This window comes from Nocardia sp. CA-119907 (assembly GCF_050955995.1).
GTDB lineage: Bacteria > Actinomycetota > Actinomycetes > Mycobacteriales > Mycobacteriaceae > Nocardia.
The window spans coordinates 4,576,628-4,602,547 of the sequence record NZ_CP192091.1 but is presented as its reverse complement, the minus strand read 5'-3'; the positions used below and the strand labels follow the sequence as shown (position 1 = coordinate 4,602,547).

At 66.3% G+C, this 25,920-nt stretch carries 27 protein-coding genes; 19 read left to right on the top strand and 8 right to left on the bottom strand.

Translation table 11 applies throughout. The features are described from left to right. Positions 1–30: 30 nt before the first annotated feature. The 6 genes from ACQP2D_RS20315 (at position 31) to ACQP2D_RS20290 (ending at position 7,269) form a co-directional block, all read left to right on the top strand. The gene (locus tag ACQP2D_RS20315; protein ID WP_433685287.1) at positions 31–744 is read left to right on the top strand and encodes a CBS domain-containing protein; all 714 of its coding nucleotides are present in this window, start codon (positions 31–33) and stop codon (positions 742–744) included. A 159-nt stretch (positions 745–903) separates the two neighbouring features. Next, positions 904–1,824, top strand: a complete 921-nt coding sequence (locus ACQP2D_RS20310) for a universal stress protein (protein WP_433685286.1) — start codon at positions 904–906, stop codon at positions 1,822–1,824. A gap of 265 nt (positions 1,825–2,089) precedes the next feature. Then, positions 2,090–2,944 carry a universal stress protein gene (locus tag ACQP2D_RS20305; protein ID WP_433685285.1) on the top strand — a complete coding sequence of 285 codons (855 nt, stop codon included), beginning with the start codon at positions 2,090–2,092 and terminating at the stop codon, positions 2,942–2,944. A 417-nt stretch (positions 2,945–3,361) separates the two neighbouring features. Next, complete coding sequence (locus ACQP2D_RS20300; RefSeq protein WP_433685284.1) at positions 3,362–4,027, top strand: DUF2267 domain-containing protein; 666 nt, start codon at positions 3,362–3,364, stop codon at positions 4,025–4,027. A 1-nt stretch (position 4,028) separates the two neighbouring features. Beyond that, positions 4,029–5,195, top strand: coding sequence for a site-2 protease family protein (locus ACQP2D_RS20295; RefSeq protein WP_433685282.1), 1,167 nt, complete (start codon positions 4,029–4,031; stop codon positions 5,193–5,195). Positions 5,196–5,241: 46 nt separating this feature from the next. Continuing rightward, positions 5,242–7,269, top strand: coding sequence for an erythromycin esterase family protein (locus ACQP2D_RS20290; RefSeq protein WP_433685281.1), 2,028 nt, complete (start codon positions 5,242–5,244; stop codon positions 7,267–7,269). A gap of 154 nt (positions 7,270–7,423) precedes the next feature. On the opposite strand, the gene ACQP2D_RS20285 is transcribed toward ACQP2D_RS20290, so the two are convergent. From ACQP2D_RS20285 to ACQP2D_RS20270, 4 genes are all read right to left on the bottom strand, one after another. Next, on the bottom strand, positions 7,424–7,552 hold the full coding sequence (locus tag ACQP2D_RS20285; protein WP_433685280.1) for a hypothetical protein: 129 nt from the start codon (positions 7,550–7,552) through the stop codon (positions 7,424–7,426). A gap of 210 nt (positions 7,553–7,762) precedes the next feature. Then, entirely contained in the window at positions 7,763–7,858 is a 96-nt protein-coding gene (locus ACQP2D_RS20280; protein ID WP_433685713.1) for a hypothetical protein, read from the bottom strand. A gap of 25 nt (positions 7,859–7,883) precedes the next feature. After that, a complete protein-coding gene (locus ACQP2D_RS20275) occupies positions 7,884–8,252 on the bottom strand; it encodes a cation-transporting P-type ATPase (protein ID WP_433685279.1) in 369 nt (122 codons plus the stop codon). A 102-nt stretch (positions 8,253–8,354) separates the two neighbouring features. Further along, entirely contained in the window at positions 8,355–9,314 is a 960-nt protein-coding gene (locus tag ACQP2D_RS20270) for an acyl-ACP desaturase (RefSeq protein ID WP_433685278.1), read from the bottom strand. 246 nt (positions 9,315–9,560) lie between these two features. Here ACQP2D_RS20270 and ACQP2D_RS20265 point away from each other — a divergent pair, with 246 nt between their 5' ends. From ACQP2D_RS20265 to ACQP2D_RS20255, 3 genes are all read left to right on the top strand, one after another. Then, complete coding sequence (locus ACQP2D_RS20265) at positions 9,561–10,553, top strand: Acg family FMN-binding oxidoreductase (protein ID WP_433685277.1); 993 nt, start codon at positions 9,561–9,563, stop codon at positions 10,551–10,553. Positions 10,554–10,802: 249 nt separating this feature from the next. After that, complete coding sequence (locus ACQP2D_RS20260; protein WP_433685276.1) at positions 10,803–11,330, top strand: flavodoxin family protein; 528 nt, start codon at positions 10,803–10,805, stop codon at positions 11,328–11,330. A gap of 17 nt (positions 11,331–11,347) precedes the next feature. Then, complete coding sequence (locus ACQP2D_RS20255; RefSeq protein ID WP_433685275.1) at positions 11,348–12,235, top strand: DUF302 domain-containing protein; 888 nt, start codon at positions 11,348–11,350, stop codon at positions 12,233–12,235. Positions 12,236–12,291: 56 nt separating this feature from the next. Here the strand turns inward: ACQP2D_RS20255 and ACQP2D_RS20250 are convergent, their stop codons facing one another. Further along, positions 12,292–13,212 carry an Acg family FMN-binding oxidoreductase gene (locus tag ACQP2D_RS20250; protein ID WP_433685274.1) on the bottom strand — a complete coding sequence of 307 codons (921 nt, stop codon included), beginning with the start codon at positions 13,210–13,212 and terminating at the stop codon, positions 12,292–12,294. A 247-nt stretch (positions 13,213–13,459) separates the two neighbouring features. Between ACQP2D_RS20250 and ACQP2D_RS20245 the strand changes: the two genes are divergently transcribed. From ACQP2D_RS20245 to frdD, 9 genes are all read left to right on the top strand, one after another. Continuing rightward, positions 13,460–13,699, top strand: coding sequence for a hypothetical protein (locus tag ACQP2D_RS20245; protein ID WP_433685273.1), 240 nt, complete (start codon positions 13,460–13,462; stop codon positions 13,697–13,699). Beyond that, positions 13,696–15,216, top strand: coding sequence for an AAA family ATPase (locus ACQP2D_RS20240; protein WP_433685272.1), 1,521 nt, complete (start codon positions 13,696–13,698; stop codon positions 15,214–15,216). Before ACQP2D_RS20245 ends, ACQP2D_RS20240 begins: the two co-directional genes overlap by 4 nt. A gap of 26 nt (positions 15,217–15,242) precedes the next feature. Continuing rightward, positions 15,243–15,890 (top strand): response regulator transcription factor, encoded by a 648-nt coding sequence (locus tag ACQP2D_RS20235; protein WP_433685271.1) that lies wholly within the window; start codon positions 15,243–15,245, stop codon positions 15,888–15,890. Positions 15,891–15,922: 32 nt separating this feature from the next. Further along, positions 15,923–16,045 (top strand): hypothetical protein, encoded by a 123-nt coding sequence (locus ACQP2D_RS20230; RefSeq protein ID WP_433685270.1) that lies wholly within the window; start codon positions 15,923–15,925, stop codon positions 16,043–16,045. A 91-nt stretch (positions 16,046–16,136) separates the two neighbouring features. Beyond that, positions 16,137–16,370, top strand: coding sequence for a hypothetical protein (locus ACQP2D_RS20225; protein ID WP_433685269.1), 234 nt, complete (start codon positions 16,137–16,139; stop codon positions 16,368–16,370). A 20-nt stretch (positions 16,371–16,390) separates the two neighbouring features. Further along, positions 16,391–18,133: a fumarate reductase (quinol) flavoprotein subunit gene (gene frdA, locus ACQP2D_RS20220; protein WP_433685268.1), complete on the top strand. Its 1,743-nt coding sequence runs from the start codon at positions 16,391–16,393 to the stop codon at positions 18,131–18,133. Between the two features lie 5 nt (positions 18,134–18,138). Then, positions 18,139–18,882: a succinate dehydrogenase/fumarate reductase iron-sulfur subunit gene (locus tag ACQP2D_RS20215; protein WP_433685266.1), complete on the top strand. Its 744-nt coding sequence runs from the start codon at positions 18,139–18,141 to the stop codon at positions 18,880–18,882. Further along, a complete protein-coding gene (locus ACQP2D_RS20210; protein WP_433685265.1) occupies positions 18,879–19,268 on the top strand; it encodes a fumarate reductase subunit C in 390 nt (129 codons plus the stop codon). The genes ACQP2D_RS20215 and ACQP2D_RS20210 overlap by 4 nt, the downstream gene beginning before the upstream one ends. Further along, positions 19,268–19,645 carry a fumarate reductase subunit FrdD gene (gene frdD, locus ACQP2D_RS20205; RefSeq protein ID WP_433685264.1) on the top strand — a complete coding sequence of 126 codons (378 nt, stop codon included), beginning with the start codon at positions 19,268–19,270 and terminating at the stop codon, positions 19,643–19,645. The genes ACQP2D_RS20210 and frdD overlap by 1 nt, the downstream gene beginning before the upstream one ends. On the opposite strand, the gene ACQP2D_RS20200 is transcribed toward frdD, so the two are convergent. Together ACQP2D_RS20200 and ACQP2D_RS20195 are read right to left on the bottom strand one after the other, a co-directional pair. After that, positions 19,642–20,295, bottom strand: a complete 654-nt coding sequence (locus tag ACQP2D_RS20200) for a cyclase family protein (RefSeq protein WP_433685263.1) — start codon at positions 20,293–20,295, stop codon at positions 19,642–19,644. The genes frdD and ACQP2D_RS20200 overlap by 4 nt on opposite strands. Positions 20,296–20,653: 358 nt before the next feature. After that, the gene (locus tag ACQP2D_RS20195; protein ID WP_433685262.1) at positions 20,654–22,402 is read right to left on the bottom strand and encodes a glycoside hydrolase domain-containing protein; all 1,749 of its coding nucleotides are present in this window, start codon (positions 22,400–22,402) and stop codon (positions 20,654–20,656) included. Between the two features lie 505 nt (positions 22,403–22,907). Here ACQP2D_RS20195 and ACQP2D_RS20190 point away from each other — a divergent pair. Continuing rightward, positions 22,908–24,056 carry a helix-turn-helix transcriptional regulator gene (locus ACQP2D_RS20190; protein WP_433685260.1) on the top strand — a complete coding sequence of 383 codons (1,149 nt, stop codon included), beginning with the start codon at positions 22,908–22,910 and terminating at the stop codon, positions 24,054–24,056. Positions 24,057–24,937: 881 nt separating this feature from the next. Here the strand turns inward: ACQP2D_RS20190 and ACQP2D_RS20185 are convergent. After that, positions 24,938–25,822, bottom strand: a complete 885-nt coding sequence (locus tag ACQP2D_RS20185; protein WP_433685259.1) for an MHYT domain-containing protein — start codon at positions 25,820–25,822, stop codon at positions 24,938–24,940. Positions 25,823–25,920 lie beyond the last annotated feature (98 nt).

Genomic DNA, 25,920 nt, shown 5'->3' with positions numbered 1-25,920 from the left:
CGAGCGGCACGATCGTAGGGAGGACAGATCATGAGACATCAACGAGTTGCCGATGTCATGGCCCGCGACGTGGTCACCGTTCCGGTCGATGCACCGCTCCCGCAGGTGGTCCGTACCCTCGCCGAACGCCGTGTCAGCGGCGCCCCGGTGGTCGGCGCGAACGGTTCGGTGGTCGGCATCGTCACCGAAGCCGACCTGCTCGGCAAGCAGGCCAGTGCCGGGGTTGCTGCCCAGGCATCGACATGGCGCCTGTTGCGGCGCAAATTCTTCGGCCGCGGCGTCACCGCTCGGACCGCCGCCGACTTCATGAGCGCCCCGGTGATCACGGTGGAGCCCGGCACGCGAGTCAGCGCCGCCGCCGCGATCCTCGCCCGCAACCACATCAAGCGCGTACCGGTGGTAGACGCTGATGGCAGATTGCGCGGCATCGTCAGTCGCAAGGACCTGCTGTCGGTCTACCTGCGCCCCGACTCCGAGCTGGCCGCCGAGATCCGCGCCGAGGTACTCAATCGGGCGATGTGGGTGCCACCGACCGATGTCACCGTCGAGGTATCCGGCGGCGTCGCCACACTGCGCGGAAAGGTGGAACGGTGGAGCATGATCGAGGTCATCACCGCCCTCAGCACGGCGGTGGACGGCGTGGTCGAGGTGCGCAACGAGTTGGTCGCCGACACCGATGACACCCACATTCCGCCACCGCCACCGGAGAATGTCGGCATCCTGCATCCATTCACCGAACACTGACACCGCCAGCGGTTTGCCGAGCCTCCGCTCACCAGTCCGGTGTCCCCTTGGCAATAGCGTCCTTCGGCCTACGGATCGGGGACCATCGCCAGCAGTTGGATCCGTCGGGAATTCGTACCGTTCGGATATCCGGCTCAGCGCAGATCGAAGGGCTTCGCCATGAATGCACCGCAGCGCGATAACCCACACCAGCTGGCCTCTGCACCGGTTGTCGTCGGCGTCGACGGGTCCGACGGAAGCCACCTCGCGGTCCGCTGGGCCGCCGAGGTCGCGGCGCAGCGCGGCCGCCGACTGCTCATCGTGCACGGCCTCGATCTCCTCGCCACCCAATCGCTGCTCGGCGGCTACCACGTGATCCCCACCTCCGTGGTCGAAACCGTCCGTGCCCGCGGGGTGAAGATCGTTACCGCCGCATACGGGCTGGCCCACGACGTCGCACCCGAGGTCGAGGTCGCTACCGAGGTATCCGACGCGAACCCCGCCCGGCTGCTGATAGATCTGTCGAAGTCCGCGTACCTGGTCGCACTCGGCGCCACCGGCAGTGCGGGCATTTTCGCCCATCTGGGCTCCACGCTTCTCGCGGTCACCAGCCACGGGCACGGCAGTGTCGTCGTGGTCCGTCCGACCGATGCCGAACGACAGATCCGCCACGACGGACCCGTCGTCGTCGGTATCGATGGCAGCCTCGTCAGCGAGTCCGCCATCGCGGCCGCGTTCGCCGAAGCGTCCGACCGCGAGACCAAGCTGATCGCCCTACATTCCTGGAGCGAATGGCATTTCGGCGAATTCGCCGGACAGGCCGGTTCCCATATCGATTGGCACGGCCTGGAAATCGCCGAGGACGCGGTGCTCGCCGAACGACTCGCCGGATGGACAGAGAAGTATCCCGACGTCCACGTCACCCGCAAGGTGTACCGGACCAGCCCGGTGGATCGGCTGACGGAGTGGTCGAAATCCGCGCAGCTGATCGTGGTCGGCAGCCGCGGCCGAGGTGGTTTCACCGGCCTGCTACTCGGCTCCACCTCCAGCTTCCTGGTACAGCACGCCCTTTGCCCCGTCATGGTCACCCACTCCGTGTAGCGGCATCGGCGTCCAGCTCCCAATGCCCTCGTAAAGGAATCGACGATATGAACCCGATGCAGATGTTGTGTCAGTGGATGTGCAGCCTGATGGGCGGTTGCCCCATGATGGGCGGCCCGATGTGATATCCGGGGATATGGGCCGGTGAACAGACCGAAGACTCCGCCATCGGGCTCCGATGCCCCTACCGTGCGGGCCGCCGGGCGACGAAGGTGAAGTGGCGGACATAGCCGTTGTGGCGCGACCTCGGCAAGGAGTGCGAGCGATGAGTACCAGAGCCGACCGCAACATGATCGTTGTCGGCGTGGACCATTCGCCGACGGCGCTGAACGCGGCGCGCTGGGCCGCCTATCTGGCCGGTGCGCTGCACACGCCGCTGCTGATCGCCTGTGCACTGCCGCATGCGGTCACTCCCGCACACCAGTTGGCCGACCGTATCCATTCGCCACACTTGTCCGATGCCGTCCGCGCGACACTCGAGCGCACCTGCCAGCTCGTGCGCACCTGCGATCCTGATCTGACCGTCGACGCGATAGGTCCGCAAGGCCCGCCAGCCGAAGCGCTGGTGGCATTGAGCGCACATGCCCGCATCGTCGTCGTCGGCGCACGGACCGCCTACGGGGAGCGGCTGATCGGGTCGACCACAGTGCACGTCGCCGAGCACGCACACTGCCCGGTCGGGGTGTGGCGAGGCGGGAATGGCAGGCCCATCCCGCGCGGTAAGCCGGTGGCGGTCGGCGTCGACGGGACCGAGCTCAGCATCCCGGCCCTGGCCCACGGTTTCGAGATCGCCGCGGCGCTCGGAGTACCACTGACCGCCGTACACTGCTGGCCCTCACGCATCGAACCGGTGGGCCACCATCTCGACCGGGGCGAGACGGAGCGAACTGTGCTGGCCGAGGCATTGGCGGGCTGGCGCACCGAGTATCCGGATGTCGAGGTCATCGAAATGCCCGTTCCCGGCCTGGCCCGCACGGTGCTGAAGGAGATAGCGCAGGAGGTGCAACTGCTCGCCGTCGGCAGCCACGGCCACCCGACCGCGACGGCGCTGATGTTCGGATCGACCAGCCGGGATCTGCTCCACCACACCACCTGCCCGGTACTCGTATGTCGGTCGTAAAGATGCTGTCGTACCACGGAATACAGACTCATTCGGCCAGTCGCGCGCCGATCCGGCCACCAGGCGTGAACCCGCGACACGTTCGGTCGTAGTCGATGAGATCGGCCCGCGCCTGTCCGGCTCGCGGCCTGTCGATCGGTAGCCAGCCGATGTGTCGACCGGGTCCGTATCCGTCGTATCACCATCGTCGCGGTGCCGAGCGCCGCGCGTCAGAGGCTACGACCTGGACCTGGTGCGAAACGTCCGCCACGTATCGGACTTTCGACCCTCCGCCGCCGCCGCACCGCCGCCATCGGGTCCGCTGATCCAAAGGCAGGACCATCGGCTCACCCGAGGGCACCCTTCGGCCCTAGGTCGGTGGCCGCGCGCAGCGCAGGCTGGGGCCCATAACACCCGGAAGTACCCAGGAGGCCGACCATGCCGCATCATGACGATCCGCTCGGGCCCGCGGTGCAGACCGCGCACGACTGGCTGCGCATTGTCGCCGACAGTCTCGACACCGACGACCGGGCCTTCGCCTACCGGGCGCTGCGTGCCTGGCTGCACACCGTGCGCGACCGCATCAGTGTCACCAGCTCGGCGCATCTGGCCGCGCAACTGCCCGAGGTCCTGCGCGGGGCCTATTACGAGGGCTGGGTGCCAAGCCATGTGCCGGTCCGGCACGGGGTCGGGGAATTCACCAGGCAATTCGCCCGCGAAGCCGGTATCGGTGCGGAGGAGGTCGGGCCCGTCGCGGGTGCGGTCACGGCGGCGTTGTCGGAGCTGTTCTCCCCCGGCCAGTTGAACCGGATGTTCGCGGTGCTGCCGATGCACCTCTACGGCGTGCTGTGCGGTACGCGGACCGCGGTCGACGAGTCACTGATCGAATGGCAACCGGCCGCCGAGCCACGCGCGGCCGGTCCGGTCGTCGAGCTCGAGGATCGGGTGCGGGCGCTCGGCGACGCCGTCGCCGTGCTGGCGCGCGGCCTCGAGCGACTGCCCGCGGACACCCCCGATAGGAATCGGTCGACCCAGGCGGCCCAGCAGGCACACCGCATTCTGCTCGCCGAAGGTCTGGTCGGCACCGACACGCGGGAGCGCTGACATGCTGCGTGCGACCATCCCGCTGGGGCGGGTCGCGGGCATTCGGGTCGGCGCGCATTGGTCGGCGCTGGTCACCCTCGGCCTGTTCACCTATCTCCTGGGTCGCTCGCTCACCGATACCTATGGGAACTCGGTGTCGGTCTGGCTGATCGCCGCGACCGGCGCGGTCGGTCTGTTCGCCTCCCTGCTCGGTCATGAGCTGGCCCATTCGATCACCGCCCGCCGTCGCGGCACCCGCGTCGAAGTGGTCGTGCTGTGGCTGCTGGGCGGTGTATCCGAACTCGGTGACGAACCGAAGGATCCGCGCTCGGATCTGCGGATCGCATTGGCCGGACCGCTCACCAGCTTCGTGCTCGGCGGCGGGTTTCTCGGTGTTGCCGAGGTGGTCGGCGCGGTGGTCAGCGGGCCGATGCCCGCGATGCTCGGGTGGCTCGGCGCGACGAATGTCATTCTGGCCATCTTCAATCTGCTGCCCGGCGCGCCGCTGGACGGTGGTCGGGTGCTGCGTGCGCTCGTCTGGGGGCACACCGGAGATCGATTGCGCGCCGCCACCATTGCCGCGCGCAGCGGTCGGCTCCTCGGGCTCGGTCTGCTGCTCCTCGGCGGCGCCGAGCTGCTCCTCGTCGGCGACGGTGGCGGGTTGTGGCTGATGCTGCTCGGCTGGTTCCTGTACTCGGCCGCGAATGGCGAACTAGCCGCCGCCGGACTGCGACATCGGCTGGGCGATAGCCGGATTCGCGATGTCATGACCGAACATCCGCTGTCGGTTCCCGCCGACTGGTCCGTCGCCGACCTGCTGCGTTCCCAGATCGTGCATACCGATCACCGTGTGTTCCCGGTGATCGACCAGGAGGGTCGGCCGATCGGCGAACTCGCCTGGTCCGATCTCGCGGCACTGCCCGCCACGGCGCGCGCGAGCACGGCTGTGCGCCGAGTCGCCCGCCCGCTGCCGCCGACGGCCCGGGTCGTCGGCGACGAACCACTCGCCACCGTGGCGTCGCAGGTGGTGCTGCGACCGGACCTCGACATCATCACGGTGATCGATCAGCACGGCCGACTCATCGGCGTGGTCACCGCCACGGATCTGACGCTGGCCGTCCAACGCAGCGCCCTCGGCCTGCCCGTCCACCGACCCGAACGGTATCGACCACCGAACACCACACTCTGACAAGATGATTCGGCCTGTGAAAGGGCCGGGCGATGGGAGGCCCGCGATGAGCGATACGCAGGTCCGGCACGATACATCTCGACCGATCTTCCGAGACCGGCACGAGGCGGGCCGGGTGCTGGCCGGACTGCTGGAGCACTATCGCGGCGATCCGGATGTCCTCGTGCTCGGACTGCCACGCGGCGGGGTTCCGGTCGCCTGGGAGGTCGCCGCGGCACTCGGCGCACCGATGGACGCCTTGGTCGTGCGTAAGCTGGGTGCGCCAGGACATCCGGAGTTCGCAATCGGCGCACTGTCCTCTGGTGGGCGCATTGTGCTCAACGACGATATGGTGCGCGCGCTGCGGCTGACCGCCGATCAAGTGCGCAGCATCGCCCGCGACGAAGCCGAGGAGATGGTCCGGCGGGAGGCTGCCTACCGCGCCGACCGTGGCCCGATCGAGGTGACCGGACGCACGGTGATCCTGGTCGACGACGGATTGGCCACCGGCGCAAGCATGTTCGCCGCCATCGAGGCGATCCGCGAGGGCGAACCGAAGCGGATCGTGGTCGCCGTCCCCGCCGCACCGGAGTCGACCTGCCGAGAACTGGGCGCATCGGTCGACGAAATGGTCTGCGCGACAATGCCGATACCGTTCCGCGCGGTCGGTGAATGGTTCTGGGACTTCACCCAGGTCACCGACGAGCAGGTGCGCACCCTGCTGAGCATCTCGACCACCGGCACTGCCGTCCCGCGCATCAACGCCGCGGCGACCATCGGGGCGGCGGCCATCGACGCGCCCGAGGGCATACCACCCGCACACGTGCTCGAGGATCTGATCGGCGACGCGCGGTTGGTGTTGATCGGTGAGAGTTCGCACGGCACAAAGGAGTTCTACCGGGCTCGCGCCGCGATCACACGGTGGCTGATCGAGGAGAAGGGCTTTACCGCCGTCGCGGCCGAGGCGGACTGGCCCGATGCGTACCGGGTGAACCGGTACGTGCACGGGCGCGGCACCGACGGCACCGCTGAGGAGGCGCTGCGCGGATTCGAGCGCTTCCCGGCCTGGATGTGGCGCAATACCGAGGTCGGCGAATTCGTCAGCTGGCTGCGCGCACACAATGCCGAGCGGCGGCGCGGCGACCAGCCTCAGACCGGGTTCTACGGTCTGGACCTCTATAGCCTGCACCGCTCGACGCAGGAAGTCGTGAACTATCTCGACCGGGTCGATCCCACGGCCGCGCAGCGCGCCAAGACACGCTACGCCTGCTTCGATCACGTCGCGGGCGACGACGCCCAGACCTACGGTTTCGCCGCCGCCTTCGGTGCGGGCAAATCCTGTGAGGCCCAGGTGATCCGGCAATTGCTGGAGTTGCAGCGTCTCGCGATCGCCCGTGGCGAGCTGGAACCCGTCACCGCCGACGAACTGTTCGACGCACTGCGCAATGCCTGGTCGGTGCGCGATGCCGAGGCCTACTACCGGGCCATGTTCGGTGACCGGGTGTCCTCGTGGAATCTGCGCGACCGGCACATGGCCGACACCCTCGACGCGCTCGCCAACCATCTGAGCCGTTCCGGAGCACGCGCCCCGGCTCGAATCGTGGTGTGGGCGCACAACTCTCACGTCGGCGATGCCCGCGCCACCGAAATGGGCGGCGAGGGCCAACTCACCCTCGGCCAGCTGGTGCGGGAACGCCACGGCCAGACCTGCCGTCTCATCGGCTTCAGCACCTGCTCGGGCACGGTGACCGCGGCCGAGGACTGGGGTGGGCCTGCCCGCCGCGAAACCGTGTGTACCGCATTGCCTTCGAGTCTGGAGGAGCTGCTGCACGACACCGGTAACTCGGAATTCCTGCTCCGCACGGACCTTCCCGGCGAAGCCGGAGAACTGCTGCGCCAGCCCCGCTTGCAGCGCGCGATCGGTGTGGTGTACCGGCCGGGTACCGAGCGCCAGAGTCATTACTTCCACACCCGCCCCGCCGACCAGTTCGACGCGCTCGTCCACATCGACCGCACCACCGCGCTGGAACCGTTGGAGCCGACCAGCGAGTGGATCGCGGGCACCACGCCAGAGACGTACCCGTCGGGTCTGTGACCGACCATCGTCGGCACACATCATCGCCGTCGTTCGGTCGACGCCGAGCGGATACGTGGTGTGACGGCCCGCTGCCACCCAGATCGCCCGCATTCCGAAAAGGAATGTCACGAAGTCCGTTTCGCCGACCTCCGACCGGATGAAGCTGTTGCGGTCATCCGGTGGTCCCCGGCGTGTCGGGTTCGGTGAGTACGGCTCGGCTGGGATGGAGTATCCGGTCCAGGCGTGCGGCGGCGTAGCCGAGCAGGGACAGGCTGGCGACGAATCGACGGCAGTCGATCACCCGGTCGCCCCTGGCGATGATGCCGAGTTCGGTAGCGATCGCCCGCGGTGGCCAGTACGGTCACCGATCCCAGCGTCTCGACCGCCGGGAGCTTGCGGACCAAGGCATTGCGCTCGGCCGTGCGACGAGCACCGAGAAGGCTGAGTGTCACCACGGCGGGCAGCGATTCGGGGACCGCGGCCACGGCCAGACTGAGCTCGCTCACCACCATCAGCTCCACGGGTTGCCCCCGCGTGAGACTGTCAGCGTGGACTCGTCTACCGTCAGCGCCGCGGCCTCGGTCAGCGTCGCATCGGCCGGGACGATATCCCCTTCCGCGAGGACCAGCAGGTCACCGGACGACTACCTCGGCGGCCGGCACCTGCCGCTGGACCCAGTCCCGGACCACCACCGCCAGCGGGGCGGTGAGCTGCGACAGCGCGGAGATCGCGCGATCCGCGCGCACCTCCTGTCCGCCGCCCACAGCGGTATTCACCACGATGACCAGCACGATCACCGCCATATCGGTCCAGTCTCCGGTCACCGCCGTCAGCACCGCGGCACCCTGCAGCACAATGATCAGCGGATCCCGCAGCTGAGTGAGCAGACGCTGCCAGAGCCGGATGGGACGACGCTGCGGCAGTCCCCAGGTCGTGATTCGCGTCGGCACCGCACCCAACGATGAACCGGAGGCCGCGCCGACGCCGCGTCGTCCGCTCACCGACATCCTCACAATGCAATATGCGTCGCCCAGCGAAAGCGATACCCGGTAGTTCACGCCGGAACCCGCTGAGAGGTCAGCGGGTCCCGGGCGGATTATCGATCAGGCACGGGCACGTTCGCGGGCCAACGCTCGGTCGCGCTGTTCCTCGAAGCGCGGGATCTTTACCTGCGCCATATCCTCCAGGAACGCGGCGAGCCGCTCTCGGATCTGTTCACCGCGTGCGCTGAAGTCGGTGCGGCCGAACAGATTCCACTGCCGCAATACCGGCTGCAGTACCTCTTCGAGGTGCTGGCGCAGGTCGTAGACACCGTGTTTGGCCATGAGCACGCCATTGCGGCGGAAGTTCGGCATTCCGGCGCCGGGCATCCGGAAGTTCTCAACGATATTGGCAATGGCCTCGATCGCCTGATCCGGCACCAGATCCAGTGCCGCGCCACACATGGTGCGATAGAAGATCATGTGCAGGTTCTCGTCGGCGGCGATGCGCTGCAGCATCTTGTCGGCGATCGCGTCTGCACAGACTCGGGCGGTGTTGCGGTGGGCGACCCGGGTGGCCAACTCCTGAAAGCTCACGTAGGCGACCGAATGCAGGAATCCGGCACCGCTGTCGACTTCGGCCTCGCCGACCCCCGACGAGAAGCCGTTGGTCATATGCGCCATTCTGGCCTGTTCCAGCGCGACCGGATCGACGCCGCGGGTCACCACCAGGTAGTCGCGAATCACGGTGCTGTGGCGCATTTCCTCGGCGGTCCACCGGCCGACCCAGGTGCCCCATGCGCCGTCGCGGGAGAAGTTCTCGGCGATCTCGCGGTGATAGGAGGGCAGATTGTCCTCGGTGAGCAGATTCGTGATCATCGCGGCCTTCGCGACCTCGCTCAGCCTGGATTGTTCGGCCTCCCAATCCATTCCGCCGAGAGTGGCGAAGTTGCGCCCTTCCTCCCATGGCACGTAGTCGTGGGGATGCCAATCCTTGGTCATCGATAGGTGGCGGTGCACGCAGTCCTCGGCCATCGGCTCCAGTTCGGCGAGTATTTCGCGTTGGGTCAGCTCACGCGTCAATTGGTGTTGCCTACCTTTCCTTCTCGATGAGTCCGTGGGCATCGGATCCCCATGCCACCATCGCGGCCCGGTGCCGCCCAGGGGCGAAGGTCCTCGGCAACCCAGGACCGAATGCCCTCATCTCGCGGCCGTGAGAATCACCTGGGACGCAGCGGTGGGCCGACGCGCGCCGATGGTGACAATGGACCCTGAATCCGGTGCGCAATGCCCGTCGCGACCGCTGCTGTCGGAGTCGACACTCGAAGCATGAACGCAAGCGATCGTGCGAGCACACCCGATCTGGCGGCCGTGCGAATGGCGCTGATGATCGCCTCTCGGGCCCCATCGGTGCACAACACCCAGCCATGGCGCTGGGTGTTCGACGGCGTGCGACTGCGGTTGCACACCGACACCGACCGGCAGTTGCGCTCGGCCGACCCGCTCGGCAGACAACTGGTGATCAGCTGCGGTGCCGTGCTCGACCACGCGCGCCTGGCCTTCATATCGATGGGCTGGTTCGCCGAGGTCACCCGATTCCCCGATCCAAATGTGCCCGGGCACTTGGCCACCCTCGAATTCCGGCCGTGGCCGGGCGCCCTGAATACGACCGCCGCCCGGATCCGCGCCATCCGCCGGCGCCGCACCGACCGGTTGCCGATGCTGGCACCGACCGGCTGGCCCGACGTGCTCGCCGCGGTCCGCGAACTGGCCCGGCCACATCATGTTTCGGTCGACGAGATCGCCGAGAGCAACCGGCCGCGGCTGGCCGCGGCCACCGAGCACGCCACCGCGCTGCGCCGCTACGATATGCCGTATCAAACCGAATTACACTGGTGGACAGGGCATTCGAACGTTAGGGAGGGCGTGCCGGTGGCCGCGCTGGTCTCGGATGCCGAGGCGGCCAGGGTCGATGTCGGGCGCCCCTTCCCGTCCGCGCCGTATTCGGTCCGCCGCGACCATCTCGAGGACAGGGCCCGGCTGGTGGTGCTCAGCACCCTTGGTGAGACGCCCGCGCAATGGCTGCATACCGGCGAGGCGCTCTCGGAGGTGCTGCTCGAATGCACCGCACGCGGCCTGGCCACCTGCGCACTGACCCACATCACCGAACTCGCCACCAGCCGATCGGTGATCACCGACCTGATCCCCCACCCGGACCTACCCCAGGTCGTGGTCCGTATCGGCACCGCACCCGAAGACACCGACCCCACCCCGACCCCACGGCGCCCGCTCGACGAGGTTCTGGAGATCAGCGCCGTCTGAGCGCCCACTTCGCATCCGCCTGGTAGCCACGATCACTGTCGGCAAGGTCGGAACCAACAGTTGGACGGGCCGGTCGCGGCCGACACGGCCGCAGCCAGACCAGGGAATAGGCGCCAGCACGGCGGGTCTGCGCGGGAGGATGGCCGAAAGTCCCTCGGCGTGCGTCGGTTGGGCACTATGCGCGGGCCTTGCGCGGACGTAGCGTCGGGGCAAAGAGTTCTGGGGGGGTAGTGGGCAGAGGAGAGCGTGATGCGGGCCCGGGTCGTCTACGAATCGATGTTCGGCAATACCGCAGCCATCGCCAAGGCCATCGCAGCGGGATTGGGCGAATATGGCGAGGTCGAGGTGCTGGATGTGGCGACCGCCGCCCAGCGCCCCGCGCCGACGGTGGATCTACTGGTGGTCGGCGCTCCCACACATGCTTTCGGGATGAGCCGGACCCGAACCCGCCGTGACGCGGCAGCCCGGACCGAGGCGCCGGTCGCGGTCGACATCGGTATGCGGGAATGGCTGGACGCGGCGCTGCCGGTGCTGCCGGGCTCGCGGGCCGCGGCCTTCGGCACCAAGACCGCGAAACCGTCCTGGCTGCCCGGATCAGCCGCGCGAGGTGCCGGAAAACGGTTGCGGCGCTTGGGATATGATCTAGTGGACGCGCCGGCGGACTTTCGTGTCGAGGGCACCCTCGGCCCGCTCGCCGCAGGCGAGTTGGAACGCGCGCGGGCCTGGGCCGATCGCGTGGCCCGCACTGAGCTCGGCCGCGGCGCGGCCCGGCCCTGAGATCGGCGGAGGCGGCAATGTCGTACCGGGTCGAGGTCGTCGAATCGAACACCACCACCATGCTCGAGCTGCGCCGCATCGTGCGCGCCGACCAAGCGGGCGACGATGTCCGCGCGGGCATGCGGGCACTCTACGAGCTGGCCGAGCGCACCGGACTCGTTCCGACCGGAGCCCCCTCGACAACGTATCTGGGCATGCTCGGACCAGGTATGACCACGGAGGTGGACTTCGGCCTTCCGGTGACCGATGCCGCACTCGATGACACCGCCGAACAAATCAGCCTGCGCCATCTCGAACCGACCTTATTCGCCTGCATCAGACACCACGGCGACTACCACCGCATCGGCGAGGTCTACCGCGCGCTCGACGACTGGATCCGCCGCTCCAACTATCAACCGATTGGACCGCCGACCGAGGTGTATCTGATCGCACCGGATGCGGCGGTACGATCCGGCGACCTCGTGACCGAGATTCGCAGGCCCGTCGCCGCCGCCCTCGCCATCCGGGTGCCGGCACTGTTCGCCGATACCGTCTCGGAGCTTCGAAAGGCGTTGGCCGAGCAGGGATTCGGAATCATGACCGAGATAGACGTGCGCGCCACGCTGCAGACGAAACTCGACGTGCGCATGGACGACTATCTGATTCTCGGTGCCTGCAACCCGGTGCTCGCGCAGCGGGCGGTGGCCGCCGATCCCCGGGTCGGTCTGCTGTTGCCCTGCAATGTGGTGGTGCGCGCCGACGGCCACACCATACTCGTCGAGGCGGTCGACCCGGTATCGCTGCTGTGCGGCGAGGTGCTGCACCACACCGAGCAGCCCGAACTGCGCGCAGTGGCCCGAGAGTCGCGCGAACGCTTGGCAGCTGCCCTCGGCCTTGTCGAAAAGCGCTTGCCGGAAACGAAGTAGCCCCGGTCGCGAGTGGCCCGATCAGGTGATCCGGTGGTCGTGGGCCGCCCGATCGTTCAGCATGCTGCCACCTCAGTGGCGTCGAAGGGATCCAATACGTCCTCGACCGCCCGCCGCGGCGTGACGGGCAGCGTCTCGGCACTCGTCGGCGCCCAGCCGATTCTGATCACGGCCTGGGGATAGCCGTAGTCGTCGAGGACGCCGACGCGGACCTGGTGCCGCAGCGCCGGGATCTCGAGCGGTTCGGTCAGCAGACAGGTGGCCAACCCGATATTCGTCGCGGTCAGCAGCACCGCGCTCAACGCCTCGCCCGCGCACAGTCGCGAAAGCCGATCGTCGGCCGAGGTGCTCAGCACGAGCAGTTCGGCGCAGTCGGGCTCATGCGCTTCGTCGGACCATCGCACGCCATCGTGCCTGCCACTCCACTCGGCCAGCTCGAGTGAATAGCCCGGGTCCCCCGCGTGCCGCTCGGCCGCGGCCCGCATCGCTTCGACCAAGCAGTCCCGCGATCTATCGGTCGCCTGCCGCACGACCGCCCCCAGGGTCGCGGCGCGCTCGGTGACCAGCCCGAGGTATCCCGGCGGCACCGGCCATGAGCTGAAGTTCCGGCGATCGGTCCGTCTGCGATCGATGGCGGCGCTCAGCTCGATTTCGTGGGCAGTCGGCCGATGCCGAACCAGTTCGATCGATGCCAGGTGATTCGGTTGCGCCGGATTCGGCAGCCGGTGCACCACAGCCGACCAGCCGAGCGCCGCGAACGCGACCCGCAGATGATGCAGCGCCGCACCACAACTCAAGACGAGATCGCGTTGATCGGGGTCGGTCGAGGGGAGCGCCCGGGCCGGGTCCAGATACAGGTGCACGCCGCGGTCTCCGATCCGCCACCGCCACGGTTGGGTGTTCTGTGCCGACGGCGCCCGGATCGCGAGCTCGAGCGCTGCCCGCACGGTGTGATCATCGGGCAGTCCGTGATCCATTGCCGTCATCCTTCCCCTCGTCGGCCTTCGTCTCGTCTCACAGTTCCACCGCCATGGTCGCCCCGGTAAGAGCAGGACGACCTCTTCTTGCGGGACTTCGGATGATGCTTCGTCCGGATTCGCACAACGGTCCGGAAGTCCCGCCACATCAATGACCTTTGGCCATCACACGGTCGCACTCGTTGCGAAATCCTGAGTGCACCGGCGAGACGCGATACATGCGTCGGCAAAGACGGAGGTTGGCACCATGCCCGAATTCCCCGAACGCAGCGCCGTCGGCACCGGCGGCGCGCACGGCAGCGGCGCGGCCATCGCGCATACGCTCGTCAAGTCCGGCGCAGGTGTCGTCGTGGCCGATCTCCTCGATGCCGCGGGCCCGGCGGCCGAATTCCGCGGCTCGACCTCGAGCCGGCACCGCGATGTCACCGACGAGCACGACGGGCGACAGGTGCTCGCCGACGCCGAAGCGCACGGAACATGGCGATGAGTGCCGCTGCCGCGCAGTTGCGGGAGACCCACACCGGTGTCGTGGTGCTGTGTGGGGACCGGGCGTACAAAGCGAAGAAACCGATCGTCACCGACTTCCTGGACTTCAGCACGACCGAGCTGCGCGAACGCGCCTGTGCCCGGGAAGTCGAGCTGAATCGACGCCTGGCACCGGATGTATACCTCGGCGTCGCGCACCTTACCGATCCGACGGGCGGCCCTGACGAACCGGTGGTCGTCATGCGGCGGATGCCAGAAGAGCGGCGGTTGTCCAACATCCTGGCCGACCCGATCGTGCGCGGGCCGGAACTGTCCGCGCTGGTCGGGGTGCTGGCCCTGTTCCACCGGACGGCTCGGCGCGGTCCGGAGATCGATCGCGCCGGAACACCGGAGGAACTGCGCGGCCGGTGGCGCCTGCTGCTGGATAGTCTCGTCGGGCAATCGGCCGATGTCGTCGAACCAGCACGACTGGCGCCGATCGATGAACTCGCGATGCGCTACCTCGACGGCCGAAATCCGTTGCTGGCGAACAGGATCGACGATGGTCGCATCGTCGACGGGCACGGTGACCTGCTCGCCGAGGACATCTTCGACCTCGCCGACGGCTTTCGGGTGCTGGATTGTCTGGACTTCGACGATCGACTGCGCTACGTCGACTGCCTCGACGACATCGCCTTCCTGGCCATGGATTTCGAATTCCTCGGCCATCGCGAGCTGGGTGATCGACTGCTCGAGGAGTATCTGCGCGCCACCGCGGACCCGGCACCGGTGTCGCTGCGCGATCACTACCTCGCCTATCGCGCACTGGTCCGCGCGAAGGTCGACATCATTCGCTTCGGCCAGGGCGACACGGCCGCACGCGAGCGTGCTCACCGACACGTGCAGATCGCGGTGGGCCACCTCGAGCAGGCGGCGGTGCGACTGGTCTTGGTCGGCGGTCTGCCCGGTACCGGGAAATCGACGGTCGCCGCCAACCTTGCGCTGGCCACCGGTGCGGTCGTCATCGCCAGCGACCACGTGCGCAAGCAGTTGCTGGCCGAGCATGAGCTGACGGGTTCGATCGGCACCTACGGCGCGGGCGTCTACACACCGGCGGGCAAGGCGCGCGTCTACACCGAGATGCTGACCCAGGCCCACACCCTGCTGGGATCCGGTGTGTCGGTGATCCTCGACGCCAGCTGGATCGATGCGACCGAACGACAGCGCGCGGCCGCACTCGCCCAACAAACACACACCGACCTGGTCGAGCTGCGATGCGCCTGCCCACCCACGGTGGCCAGCGACCGGATCCGACAGCGCGCGGCCAGCGAATCCGATGCAACACCCGATATCGCCATGGCCATGGCGGAGGCGACCGCCGCATGGCCGGACGCGATCACTCTCGACACGACCATGCCGACGGACCACACCGCGGCCGCCGCGATGCAGGCCTGGCAGCGAACCGAGTCTAGACATCAAGGGATTTACGTTGCCGATCCCAGGACCATCTCCGACACGCCGAGTCCGATCGCTCAGTAGTCTCGAATAGTAGGAGGTGTGCGGTGATGACCAGTGTCTTCTTGGTCGATGACCACCACATCGTGCGCCGCGGTGTGAAGGATCTGATCGATACCGAACCCGATCTCGAGGTCGTCGGTGAGGCGGGCAGCGTAGCGCAGGCCATGGCTCGCATTCCCGCGCTGCGCCCGGAGGTCGTGGTGCTCGATGTTCGGCTCCCCGACGGCAATGGCATCGAACTGTGCCGTGAACTGCTGAATCAGCATCCGGAGCTGCATTGTCTGATCCTCACCTCGTTCACCGACGAGGAGGCGATGCTGGATGCGATTTTGGCTGGGGCCAGCGGATATGTGGTCAAGGACATCGGCACGGTGGAGCTGGTAGAGGCCATTCGCGAGGTCGGCGCGGGCAAGTCACTGCTGGACAATCGTGCGGCCGCGGCACTGATGGCGAAGCTGCGCGAGGAGGCGGGGGCCAAGAATGGGGTGCTGGCGAACCTCAGCGAACAGGAGCGGACGCTGCTCGGTCTGCTGGGTGAGGGACTGACGAACCGGCAGATCGCCGCTCGGATGTTCCTGGCCGAGAAGACCGTGAAGAACTATGTCTCCCGACTGCTGACGAAACTGGGGGTCGAGCGTCGCACCCAAGCCGCGGTGCTGGCCTCCAAACTCAACGCGCCCACCAAGCACGAGTGAGACCCGATCGGATCGACCGATAGCTACAGGCGATGCTGGTGGTGACCGCCGGGCTCGACCTCGACAGTGCTCCGCGCTCGATCGTGCACACCTTTATCGAAATGGCAGAGCCGGATCGGTTCATTGATGCAGGTGGAGACGTCCGCCGGACCTAATAACGCGCCCTGCGGCGTCGGCGCAATGCGCGTACGCTTATGTATCTACACTGGCCAGTAAGGTGTGCCACCGGTTCGCCGGGAGGTGGAGATGCTCAGCGTCACCGAGCAGTTCAGCATCGAACGCGCCCCATGCGGGAAACAGAGGGGCGGGGCTCGTCACCGCGAAGACGACGAAGCGGGCCTGGTTATCGACGATCTGCATTACGACTGCGGCTGCCGCAAGATTCGGCACGAATACCACGACGGCAGCGTTCGGATCGAAACGGTCCGCCATGACGGCAAGGTCCTGATGGACGAGCACAGCGCCGACTTCGAGGTCTGACGCACGACGGTGGTGCCACCATGAACGCTTCTCACGATGTCGTGATCGTCGGTGGGGGCGGCGCGGGCCTGCGTGCGGCCATCGCCATCGCCGAACACAATCCGCGGTTGAGTATCGCGATCGTTTCGAAGGTCTATCCGATGCGCAGCCACACCGTCTCCGCCGAGGGTGGCGCGGCCGCTGTCGCCGGTCCCGGCGACAGTCTCGAAGAGCATGCCTACGACACGGTCTCCGGCAGCGATTGGCTCTGTGACCAGGACGCCGTCGAGGCCTTCGTCGAGGAGGCACCGCGGGAGCTGCTGCAACTGGAGCATTGGGGCTGCCCATGGAGCCGCCGATCGGACGGCCACATCGCGGTACGGGCATTCGGCGGCATGACGAACAACCGCACCTGGTTCGCAGCCGATAAGACCGGTTTCCACTTGCTGCACACGCTGTTCCAGACCGCACTGTCGTATCAGGACATCGTCAGATACGACGAATGGTTCGCCACAACATTGCTTGTCGAGGACGGCAAGGTAGGCGGCATCGTGGCCATCGAACTGGCCACCGGACGCGTCGAGACCATTCTCGCCAGCGCTGTGATCGTGTGCACCGGTGGCTGCGGCCGGGTGTATCCGTTCACCACCAACGCCAATATCAACACCGGCGACGGCATGGCGTTGGCCTACCGGGCAGGCGCACCGCTCAAGGATATGGAGTTCGTCCAGTACCACCCGACCGGCCTTCCGTTCACGGGCATCTTGATCACCGAGGCGGCGCGCGCGGAGGGCGGCTGGTTGCTCAACAAGGACGGCTACCGCTACCTGCAGGACTACGACCTCGGGACGCCATCACCGGTGCCGGTGATGCGGAGCATGGAACTCGGGCCACGGGACCGGCTGTCGCAGGCCTTCGTACACGAACTCGACAAGGGCCGGACCGTCGGCACACCGTACGGACACGTCGTCCACCTCGACCTACGCCACCTCGGTGCGGATCTCATCGATACGAAACTGCCGTTCGTGCGCGAGCTGTGCTCGAAGTACCAGAACATCGACCCGGTCCGGGAACTGATCCCGGTACGTCCCGTCGTCCACTACATGATGGGCGGCATCCATACCGACATCCAAGGCGCGACACCCCTGGCGGGTCTGTACGCCGTCGGAGAGGTCGCATGCGTCAGTATCAACGGCGCCAACCGGCTCGGGTCGAATTCGCTGCCCGAGTTGCTGGTTTTCGGTGCGCGAGCCGGTCGTGCCGCCGCCGAGTACGCGAGCTCGACCACGGCCAGCCGGACATCGGCGGTCCTGGCGCGCGGCCGCGCCGAACAGGACCGGCTGGAACGAGGCCTCACCCGACACGCCGAGGGAACCGAACGCATCGCCCACATCCGCACCGAGATGCAAGAGACGCTGGAAACCAGTGCCGGGATCTACCGGGACGGCGACTCCCTGGCCGAGGCGGCCGAGAAGGTGCGCGAGCTTCGCGATCGCTTCGGCCGCGCGCGACTCGATGACCACAGTCGCGCGTTCAACACCGAACTGGTGGCGATGCTGGAACTGTCCTGCATGCTCGATGTGGCCGAATGCATCGTGGCCTGCGCGCTGGCACGGGAGGAATCCCGGGGTGCGCACCAACGGACCGATTTCCCCGCCAGGAACGACGAGCGGTTCCTGGCCCATTCGGTGATCCGTCGACAGCCGGACGGTTCGGGCCACGTCTCGTACCTCCCGGTAACGATTACTCGCTGGCCTCCGGGCGAACGCGTATATGGGAGGTGATGGCGATGGCGGACCGGATAACCCTTCAGGTCGCGCGCTACCGACCGGACCGAGATGACGAACCGGCATTCCAGCCGTACGAGGTTCCGCTGCGCAAGGAGTGGACGGTGCTCGACGGCCTCAACTACATCAAGGACTACCTCGACGGAACGGTGTCGTACCGGTGGTCGTGCCGAATGGGCATCTGCGGCAGCTGCGGCATGACCGTCAATGGCGATCCACAACTGAGCTGCGCCACTTTCCTGACCGACTACGCGCCGGGGCCGGTGCGGGTCGAGCCGTTGCGCAACTTCCCGGTGATCCGGGATCTCGTCATCGAGATCAGCGACTTCATGCACAAGCTGACCGCGGTCGAGCCATGGCTGATCAGGAACGAACATCGGCCGCTCGATGAGGGCGAATACCTGCAAACACCGTCCGAGATGGACGATTACAAGAAATACAGCATGTGCATCAATTGCATGCTCTGCTACTCGGCATGCCCGGTCTTCGCGCTCGAGCCCGAGTTCATCGGTCCGGCGGCGATCGCGCTGGCCCAACGCTACAACCTCGACTCGCGCGATGAGGGAGCCGCGGACCGGCACGACGTGCTGGCCTCCGCCGAGGGGGTGTGGTCGTGCACCTTCGTCGGCGAGTGCACCACCGCCTGCCCCAAGGGGGTCGACCCGGCGGGCGCGATCCAACGCTACAAGCTGACCGCGGCCACGCAATCGCTGCGAGATTTCCTCATGCCTTGGCGGGCACGATGACCACGACACCCCGGTTGTATCGAAAGCCGGTCGATATGTTCTGGTGGGCGCGACGTCGCTCGTACCTGATCTTCGTCCTGCGCGAACTCAGCAGCGTGTTCGTCGCCTGGTTCGTGGTATTTCTCCTGCTTCTGGTCCATGCGGTCAGTTCCGGAAACGAGGAGTACCAGCGGTTTCTGAGCTGGAGCGCAAGTGGGTGGGTGGTCGCGCTGAACACCATCGCCTTGCTGTTCGTGCTGCTGCACACGGTCACCTGGTTCGACCTCGCACCCAAAGCGATGGTGGTGCGGGTAGGCAACCGGCGCGTTGCACCGGGGGTGATCGTCGGGCTGCACTACCTGCTCTGGGGTCTGCTGACGGCGATCGTGTTGTGGGTGGTGCTGTGATGACGACGAAAAAGATGACGAAGAACAAGAGGTCCCTGGAACCGCTGGCGTGGCTGCTGTTCGGCCTCGGTGGGATGGCCGCCGCGCTGCTCATACCGGTGCTGCTGTTCCTGTTCGGTCTCGCCGTCCCGTTGGACTGGATTCCCGCGCCGGACCATGCGCACCTGCTCGCAGTGTTGCGGCATCCGGTCACCCGGCTGGTGCTTTTCGGACTCTGTGTGCTGGCTCTGTTCCATTGGGCGCACCGCTTCCGGTACACGCTGGAGCACGGCTTGCGGCTCGAACGGTTCAGTACATTGATCATCCTGGTCTGCTACGGCGGCGCCGTCATCGGCTCGGGGACCGCTGCTTACCTCCTGCTGCGCGTGCCGTCCTAATCGGTCCAGGCGACAGCGCGCAGCGGAAACGAGCCCATCCCGCGCACTGGCGCCGGTAGTGCGACCAGCCTGGCGCCGATATCGGGAACCGCGTCCAGGTTCGTCAGATGTTCGATGATCGGGATTCCCGCACCGAGCAGAGTGTGATGGCACGGTCTGGTCGGCAGGGACATATCGTCGATGTCGAGCGAGTCGATTCCCACCAGCGCCACATTGGCGGCGACCAGCGCATCGGCGACCTCGCCGACCAGGAACGGATGCTCGGGACCCCAGTACTCGGACGAACCCCACCGCGCCGACCATCCGGTGTGCACGAGCACCGCCCTGCCCCATAGCCGCGCCGGGTCGCCGAGCATATCCGGTCCCACCGCACGGATTTTCGCCGCGCGGATCATCACGATCGGCACGTTGACCAGCCGTTCCAGCGGCAGTTCGGCAATGTCGGCGCCATCGGCGTGGAATTGGAAGGGCGCGTCGATATGGGTCCCGGTGTTGCCGACCATATCCACCCGCGCAATGTCGTAGGTCATGTCGATCAGCGGCGACTGCTCACGCGAAACATCGGTGGTGACTCGCGGTCCGGGCAACCCCGGATAGGTGAGCATGCCATCCGCGATCGGATGGGACAGCTCCACAACCGCCCTGCTCATACCAGGGACCGTACCGGCTCTCGGTCTTCAGAAGGCCGAACCAACGCTGACATCCATCTGATCTGTTCTGGGCGTGCCGTGGCGGTGGCGGCGGCAACTTCGGCACGGCGACCTCGCCGCCCTGCTGCGCACGTGGCAGCGCGACGCGCCGGTCGCCGACGAGCGCCTGACCAGCACTCGAGGTCGATGCCACCGCGGTCGAACTCTCGGCATTGATGCACGGCGGCCGCGCGCCCACATGATGGACGGCATGCGGTCGCTGCTGGCGGTCGGCGAGCCCGAGGTGACCGTTGTCGAAGACACCTGGCCTGTCGTGTACGCCCGGTCGACCGAGACATCACTCGAAATCGGCCCAGGCTCAGGGAGTATCGAGCAGTGGCTCGTCGCTTCCGCCGGTCGTGCGGAGGGCGAGTGTAGGTTTCGGTGTCCAGTAGATCCGGCCGTTTTCGAACTCCTGGTAGGTCCCGGTGTCGAAAGGGACTTCGTCGGATGTCGGCCAACCGAGGGGCCCGTTCTCGAATCCGCTTCGGTTCCACCGCTCACGGATTTCGCCGTGCACCCAGTACACCGGCCGACCGTAGCGCAGGTAGAGAGCCCCGTTCTGAAAGCCCTGCACCTCGCCCCATTCTTCGCCGCTCGGGTCGCGCAGCACGGTGTGATCGGTGACCGGATAGCCCAAAGGCCCTGCTTCCCAACCTGTTTCCGCGTACTTCCCGAACAGCGATTCCGGGATCGGATGCGCACCGGTGGACGGATGCCAATAGATGTATCCGTGCTCGAACTGGACGAATCGGCCCACACCGTCGGGCGTCCTCAATTCGCCCTCGGGGCCCAGCCGCGAACCCAGCCAGGGCGATTCGGCGGCCTTCGCACCGATTTCGCCATCGGCCGGCGCGCCACCGGTGAACTCTCGGACGTGGCTCTCGAAGACGCCCCAGGGGAAGTTCCAGCCAACGTCGGTATGCGTGCCGATCCCGAGGCACTCGGTCACGTATTTGTGGTCGGAGATGCCGTCCCTGCGCGTATACGGCGGGGCGATGACATCGGTGGCGAAGCCGTATTTCTTCGCGTCCTGAACGGCCAGCCACGCCGCTATCCGCAGGTCGTCTTCGATGGCCAGCCATTCTTCTCTCGACCAGGACGCCCGGCTGCCCGCGAAGCACAGATTGATCGTCTGGCTGTTGGCGTCCAGGACCGACCACGACGCGTAATCGGTATCGACGACATCGCAAACGATCCCGTCCTTCAGCGTGTAGTGATACGAGACGCCGTTGGCCGGGTTGTTGAGATACTCCGCCAGCGATTCGGCCGTGCCATTGCCTTCCTGGGTGTGCAGCAGGAAGTTGGTGATTCGAGCGCCCCAGCGGTCCGAGCGGGAGTTTCCCATCCGGTCGAGTTCGGTGTATGCGGGAGCGTCCACGGTGTGTTCTCCTTGCGCCGCAGTGCGATTGATGAACCACTGCCCGAAGTCGGCAGCCAGGATGTCGTTGACATCGACCGAGCTGCCGTCGATCAGCGGGCCCGGATTAGTGGGGGTATCGATCACGCGCTGATAGAGGACGGCTTCGGGGGTATCGAGCCGGTTTCCGGACCATGCGCGCGTCTGCCAGGCCCAGTACCGGCCCTCGGAAGTCCGGCCGATCACCTCGTCTTCGATGGCCCAGGCGCAGACCTTCGACGAGCCGTAGATGCCGGTCCACTCCTGCCCGATCGAGTCGTTGACACCCCGGAAGAAGTCGACCGCCCCGTCGTTCCAGTCGTTGAGCCCGATGTCCTCGTCCACCGCGAAGAAGATCGGGCACCGGTCGGATCCACCAGCAGCGGAATGGATTTCCCTGGCCCGACGGCCCATCCGCTGCCCGCCGTCGTAGCCGGTGGTCCAGTCCGATGGTGCCTGGGCGTCACCGGGCTTTCCGTACTGCCATATCGAAACAATCTCGAGGCCAACGGCTTTCAGGCGATCGGCATAGTCTTTGGTCACCGGCTTGGCGCCGAAATCGGCTCCCGGTCTGCTCGGTGATACGTAGACGAGGACAGCACTATGACCGGCTGCCTTGATGGCCGCGGGATCGATCAAACGTGCTGCGAAATCGACTGCCGTCGACATGAGGGGACCTCCATCGGTCGAGGACGGCGGGTGCAATGGGTCGAGCCGGCCCGATCCGGGGCGGTGCCCAGGAGTGCCTATGCCACTCGAAGTGCAGACGCGGGGTGACACCGCCGCCGTCTTCGGTGGGGTGGTCGACAACGACCCATCCAGTGGAAATCGTCGACGCGGCAACCGAATCGGGAGGTGACGATACGGCTACGCGCCGAGGGCTCGTATCCGGTCATGTCGGCCCCACGAGGTCCCGGTTGTCACACGCCTCGATCACGATGCCCCCCAGGAAGACATAGCCGACCAGCTGTAGCGAAGCAGTTGCCCCACCGAGTAGAGCAGGGTTCGTGACGCGGTTCCTCATCTGAACGGATGAGAACGACAGGCCCCGTGGATGACCTTCAGGTGAGTAGAATCGAGTGTCGAACTACTCGCGTGAAGTGCCTTCCCAAGACCTATGACAAACTCTGGATGATTGCTGTTTCTCTTGTGCTGCAGGTCATTTCATATGGCGATGACAATCGAGAGGTTCTCCGCAATCGTTGCGCGAATCAATCGCGCGGCGCTGCATCCCCGCGACTGGTCGCAGGCGGTGCACGATATCGTCACGGCGCTGGGCGCGCACCACGGCGGCTTGGTCGTGTCCGGCTCGAGTAGCCGACAGATGACCGCGTGTTCGCTCGGGGCGGACGACTTGCGCCACAGCTACAACGCTCGTTTCTGGCGTATCGATCCGATCGCGAGTGCGTTCGAGCACGAACCCGCCGGTGTCATCACGACATGCGAGGAACTGCTGGGGTCGGATTACCTGCGCAGACATCCATTCTTCCGCGACTGGACGGCTCCGCACCGGCTGGGAAACGGGATGCTCGCGCTTCTCACCAGTGGCGCAGAGACATCGTGGATCGGGGTGTACCCCGATCCGGGCCAGGACTTCGATCGGGCACAGGCGATATCGACAATGCGCTTGCTGCTCCCCCATCTGCGGCACGCACTGAACGTTCAGTCCTGTTTGACAGATGTCCGGACCGAGCGTGACCGGATCATCGCCGTGCTCGATCTGCATCGGCACGGGCTGGTGATCGTATCGAGTTGCGGGACGATCAGTTACGCGAACCCGGCGGCATTGTCGATCCTGGAATCGCGAGACGGCCTCGCCATGGGACGCTGCGGCCACCTCGAATCATTGGACAGCCGATCCGCTGTCGGTTTGCGCGCCATCATCAATTCGGCACTGCGCGAGTGCGGGCCGTCCGTCGGAGGGCGCGCACTCATTCCCCGGCTCAGCGGCGGCAGCTCGTACGCACTGCTGGTGTTGCGGCTGGATCCGAGGGTCGGCCGCGACGAGCGCATCTCGGCGGCGCTCGTCGTCATCGTCGATCCGGATCGGAAAATATCGGGCGGGTCGAAAGCGCTGCGGCAACTGTACGGGTTGACCGGCGCCGAAGCGCGCGTCGCGATGGCGGCGCTGCGCGGCGAAGGGCTGCGATCGATCGCGGAGGAACTCGCGGTCTCGGTGAACACCGTGCGCACACACTTGCAACGCGCCTTCGAAAAGACCGGAACGCATCGACAGGCCGAACTGGTTCGGATGCTGACGACGGTGCTGTCCGGAACCGGCCAGCTCGACAAACCTGCCGACACGATCGATGACCATGGGTGACTCGAGCCCGGGGGCTCCCGACATCTCGTCCAGGAAACGTCGTCGATCCAGCCCCGTCACCGATACGGAGTGCGGGCTTCGTCACTCCGTCATGGCGATGGGAAGTAGCACTCCAACAGCCCTGCCTCGGCATATGTCGATCTCGTCGTCAGCGCGCTCCGCAGGTCCCCGTCGGGGTGTACTGGCAGGGGTTTTCGTTGCGGCCTCGATACTGATCGTGGCTGTCGCTCCTGGAGCGCACTCCGGATCCGTAACCGCTGTTGTTCTGGCTGTGATCAGTGCTGTTGGGTCGTGTTCCAGATCCGTAGCCATGGCTGTTTCCCGGGGCATGCGAATCCCGAGGTCCGGCCGAGGCCGCGAAAAGGTGGGGTGAGGCGATCGTCAGGGTCACCAACGCGATGCTGATCAGCGTCACCATCACCACTCGACGCACTGTCCAGAACTTTGTCGCGATCTCCATCAGTTATCATCCCGTCAATTAATGTGCCGCTATATAGCGACACGTTAATCGATGGCATGTCCCGAAGGGAAGGTCTTTTCGAGGATTCGTGCATGCCAGATCGCCTCAACGTCTCTGAATGGACCTGCTGACCTGCGCTTCTGGAGGTGGCTCGGGTACATTCGGCCACGATGCAGTCCCGGAACGGCCGTCGGCGCATCCCAACGGAGATCACGCCGCGGCCGTTGGCTATTCGCTTGGCGGCAAGGCGAGTTGCGACAAGCGGACCGCTGGTTTCCGGCTCGGTCGAACCGCATATCGGGGCGCTCACCACGCTGGGGCATCGAGCGCCACGACGTCCTGCGCGGTTCGCGACTGCTCGGCCTCACAACCGATCAGGCGATGGTCAACACCATCTACGACATATGCGAAGCAGGACTCACTACTGGTCGAGTATTTCTCGGCGCGGCCACTCGCGGCCGCTTTTGGGCAGATCGGCGGGACTGGTAGCCAGGGTGCCCGACTTTAACCGCGCGGATCTGAGCCGAGCGGCTTCGGGCCGGGCGGAGGCGGGCCGCTCGGGCACGGACAGAGCCTCGGACATGTTGCGTTCGTCGAGTTCGGCCAACCCGACCAGGATGATCAGCACCATGACGACCGCGATGACGGTCATGATCAGCGGGGTCAGCAGTTGCGGCGGCTCGGCACCGTCCGGCATCGCATGGCCGCCGGCATGTTCGGCATGCATCGCCGCCATTCCGGTGTAGTGCATGCCGCACACCGCGACACCCATGATCAACGCCGCGCCAGCGGTCGCCCGAAATCCGTCCACGTGCAGCATGAACCACAGCGCCGCGGTTGCCGCGACCACCGCGATCACCAGCGACAGTGCGACGAGCGCAGGGCGGTAGCCGACGGTCACGTCGGTGTGCATCGCATACATGCCCAGGTAGTGCATGGCGGCCACGCCGAGGCCGGTGATGGTGCCGCCGACCGGTAGCGCCAGCACTTCCCGCTGCCAGCGCACGACGACCGACAGTCCGATCCACACCACCACAATGGCCACGACCGCGCTCAGCAGCGTCATCGGGACATCGAACCGAATAGTTCCCCCTTGGATGGAGAAGCCGAGCATCGCGGTGAAGTGCATGACCCAGATGCCCGCACCGCCAAGGGATACGGCTGCGGCGATGAGCCAGCCTCCTGGCCAGCGCGCCGATCGGGCATGTACCGCACACCGCAGACCGAGCAGCGATCCGATGACAGACATGACATAGGCCAGGACGGGGGTCACCCATCCGTAGGTGAAGTGGTCGAGATCCAGCACGCACACGCTCCGTAGCTATCAACCGGCTTCGTACCGGCAAACCGTAACGCAAACGTAATGCACGGATCGAGTGTTGCAAAGCTCATGTTTCAGATCGG

What these genes read in the sequence shown, in the direction of transcription:
- ACQP2D_RS20265 (WP_433685277.1), top strand. Translation starts at nt 9,561, where the DNA reads ATGAACGCAAGCGATCGTGCGAGCACACCCGATCTGGCGGCCGTGCGA.
- ACQP2D_RS20255 (WP_433685275.1), top strand. Translation starts at nt 11,348, where the DNA reads ATGTCGTACCGGGTCGAGGTCGTCGAATCGAACACCACCACCATGCTC.
- frdD (WP_433685264.1), top strand. Translation starts at nt 19,268, where the DNA reads ATGACGACGAAAAAGATGACGAAGAACAAGAGGTCCCTGGAACCGCTG.
- ACQP2D_RS20295 (WP_433685282.1), top strand. Translation starts at nt 4,029, where the DNA reads ATGCTGCGTGCGACCATCCCGCTGGGGCGGGTCGCGGGCATTCGGGTC.
- ACQP2D_RS20250 (WP_433685274.1), bottom strand. Translation starts at nt 13,212, where the DNA reads ATGGATCACGGACTGCCCGATGATCACACCGTGCGGGCAGCGCTCGAG.
- ACQP2D_RS20315 (WP_433685287.1), top strand. Translation starts at nt 31, where the DNA reads ATGAGACATCAACGAGTTGCCGATGTCATGGCCCGCGACGTGGTCACC.
- ACQP2D_RS20310 (WP_433685286.1), top strand. Translation starts at nt 904, where the DNA reads ATGAATGCACCGCAGCGCGATAACCCACACCAGCTGGCCTCTGCACCG.
- ACQP2D_RS20200 (WP_433685263.1), bottom strand. Translation starts at nt 20,295, where the DNA reads ATGAGCAGGGCGGTTGTGGAGCTGTCCCATCCGATCGCGGATGGCATG.
- ACQP2D_RS20235 (WP_433685271.1), top strand. Translation starts at nt 15,243, where the DNA reads ATGACCAGTGTCTTCTTGGTCGATGACCACCACATCGTGCGCCGCGGT.
- ACQP2D_RS20260 (WP_433685276.1), top strand. Translation starts at nt 10,803, where the DNA reads ATGCGGGCCCGGGTCGTCTACGAATCGATGTTCGGCAATACCGCAGCC.
- ACQP2D_RS20215 (WP_433685266.1), top strand. Translation starts at nt 18,139, where the DNA reads ATGGCGGACCGGATAACCCTTCAGGTCGCGCGCTACCGACCGGACCGA.
- frdA (WP_433685268.1), top strand. Translation starts at nt 16,391, where the DNA reads ATGAACGCTTCTCACGATGTCGTGATCGTCGGTGGGGGCGGCGCGGGC.
- ACQP2D_RS20195 (WP_433685262.1), bottom strand. Translation starts at nt 22,402, where the DNA reads ATGTCGACGGCAGTCGATTTCGCAGCACGTTTGATCGATCCCGCGGCC.
- ACQP2D_RS20210 (WP_433685265.1), top strand. Translation starts at nt 18,879, where the DNA reads ATGACCACGACACCCCGGTTGTATCGAAAGCCGGTCGATATGTTCTGG.
- ACQP2D_RS20225 (WP_433685269.1), top strand. Translation starts at nt 16,137, where the DNA reads ATGCTCAGCGTCACCGAGCAGTTCAGCATCGAACGCGCCCCATGCGGG.
- ACQP2D_RS20240 (WP_433685272.1), top strand. Translation starts at nt 13,696, where the DNA reads ATGAGTGCCGCTGCCGCGCAGTTGCGGGAGACCCACACCGGTGTCGTG.
- ACQP2D_RS20300 (WP_433685284.1), top strand. Translation starts at nt 3,362, where the DNA reads ATGCCGCATCATGACGATCCGCTCGGGCCCGCGGTGCAGACCGCGCAC.
- ACQP2D_RS20290 (WP_433685281.1), top strand. Translation starts at nt 5,242, where the DNA reads ATGAGCGATACGCAGGTCCGGCACGATACATCTCGACCGATCTTCCGA.
- ACQP2D_RS20230 (WP_433685270.1), top strand. Translation starts at nt 15,923, where the DNA reads ATGCTGGTGGTGACCGCCGGGCTCGACCTCGACAGTGCTCCGCGCTCG.
- ACQP2D_RS20190 (WP_433685260.1), top strand. Translation starts at nt 22,908, where the DNA reads ATGACAATCGAGAGGTTCTCCGCAATCGTTGCGCGAATCAATCGCGCG.
- ACQP2D_RS20305 (WP_433685285.1), top strand. Translation starts at nt 2,090, where the DNA reads ATGAGTACCAGAGCCGACCGCAACATGATCGTTGTCGGCGTGGACCAT.
- ACQP2D_RS20245 (WP_433685273.1), top strand. Translation starts at nt 13,460, where the DNA reads ATGCCCGAATTCCCCGAACGCAGCGCCGTCGGCACCGGCGGCGCGCAC.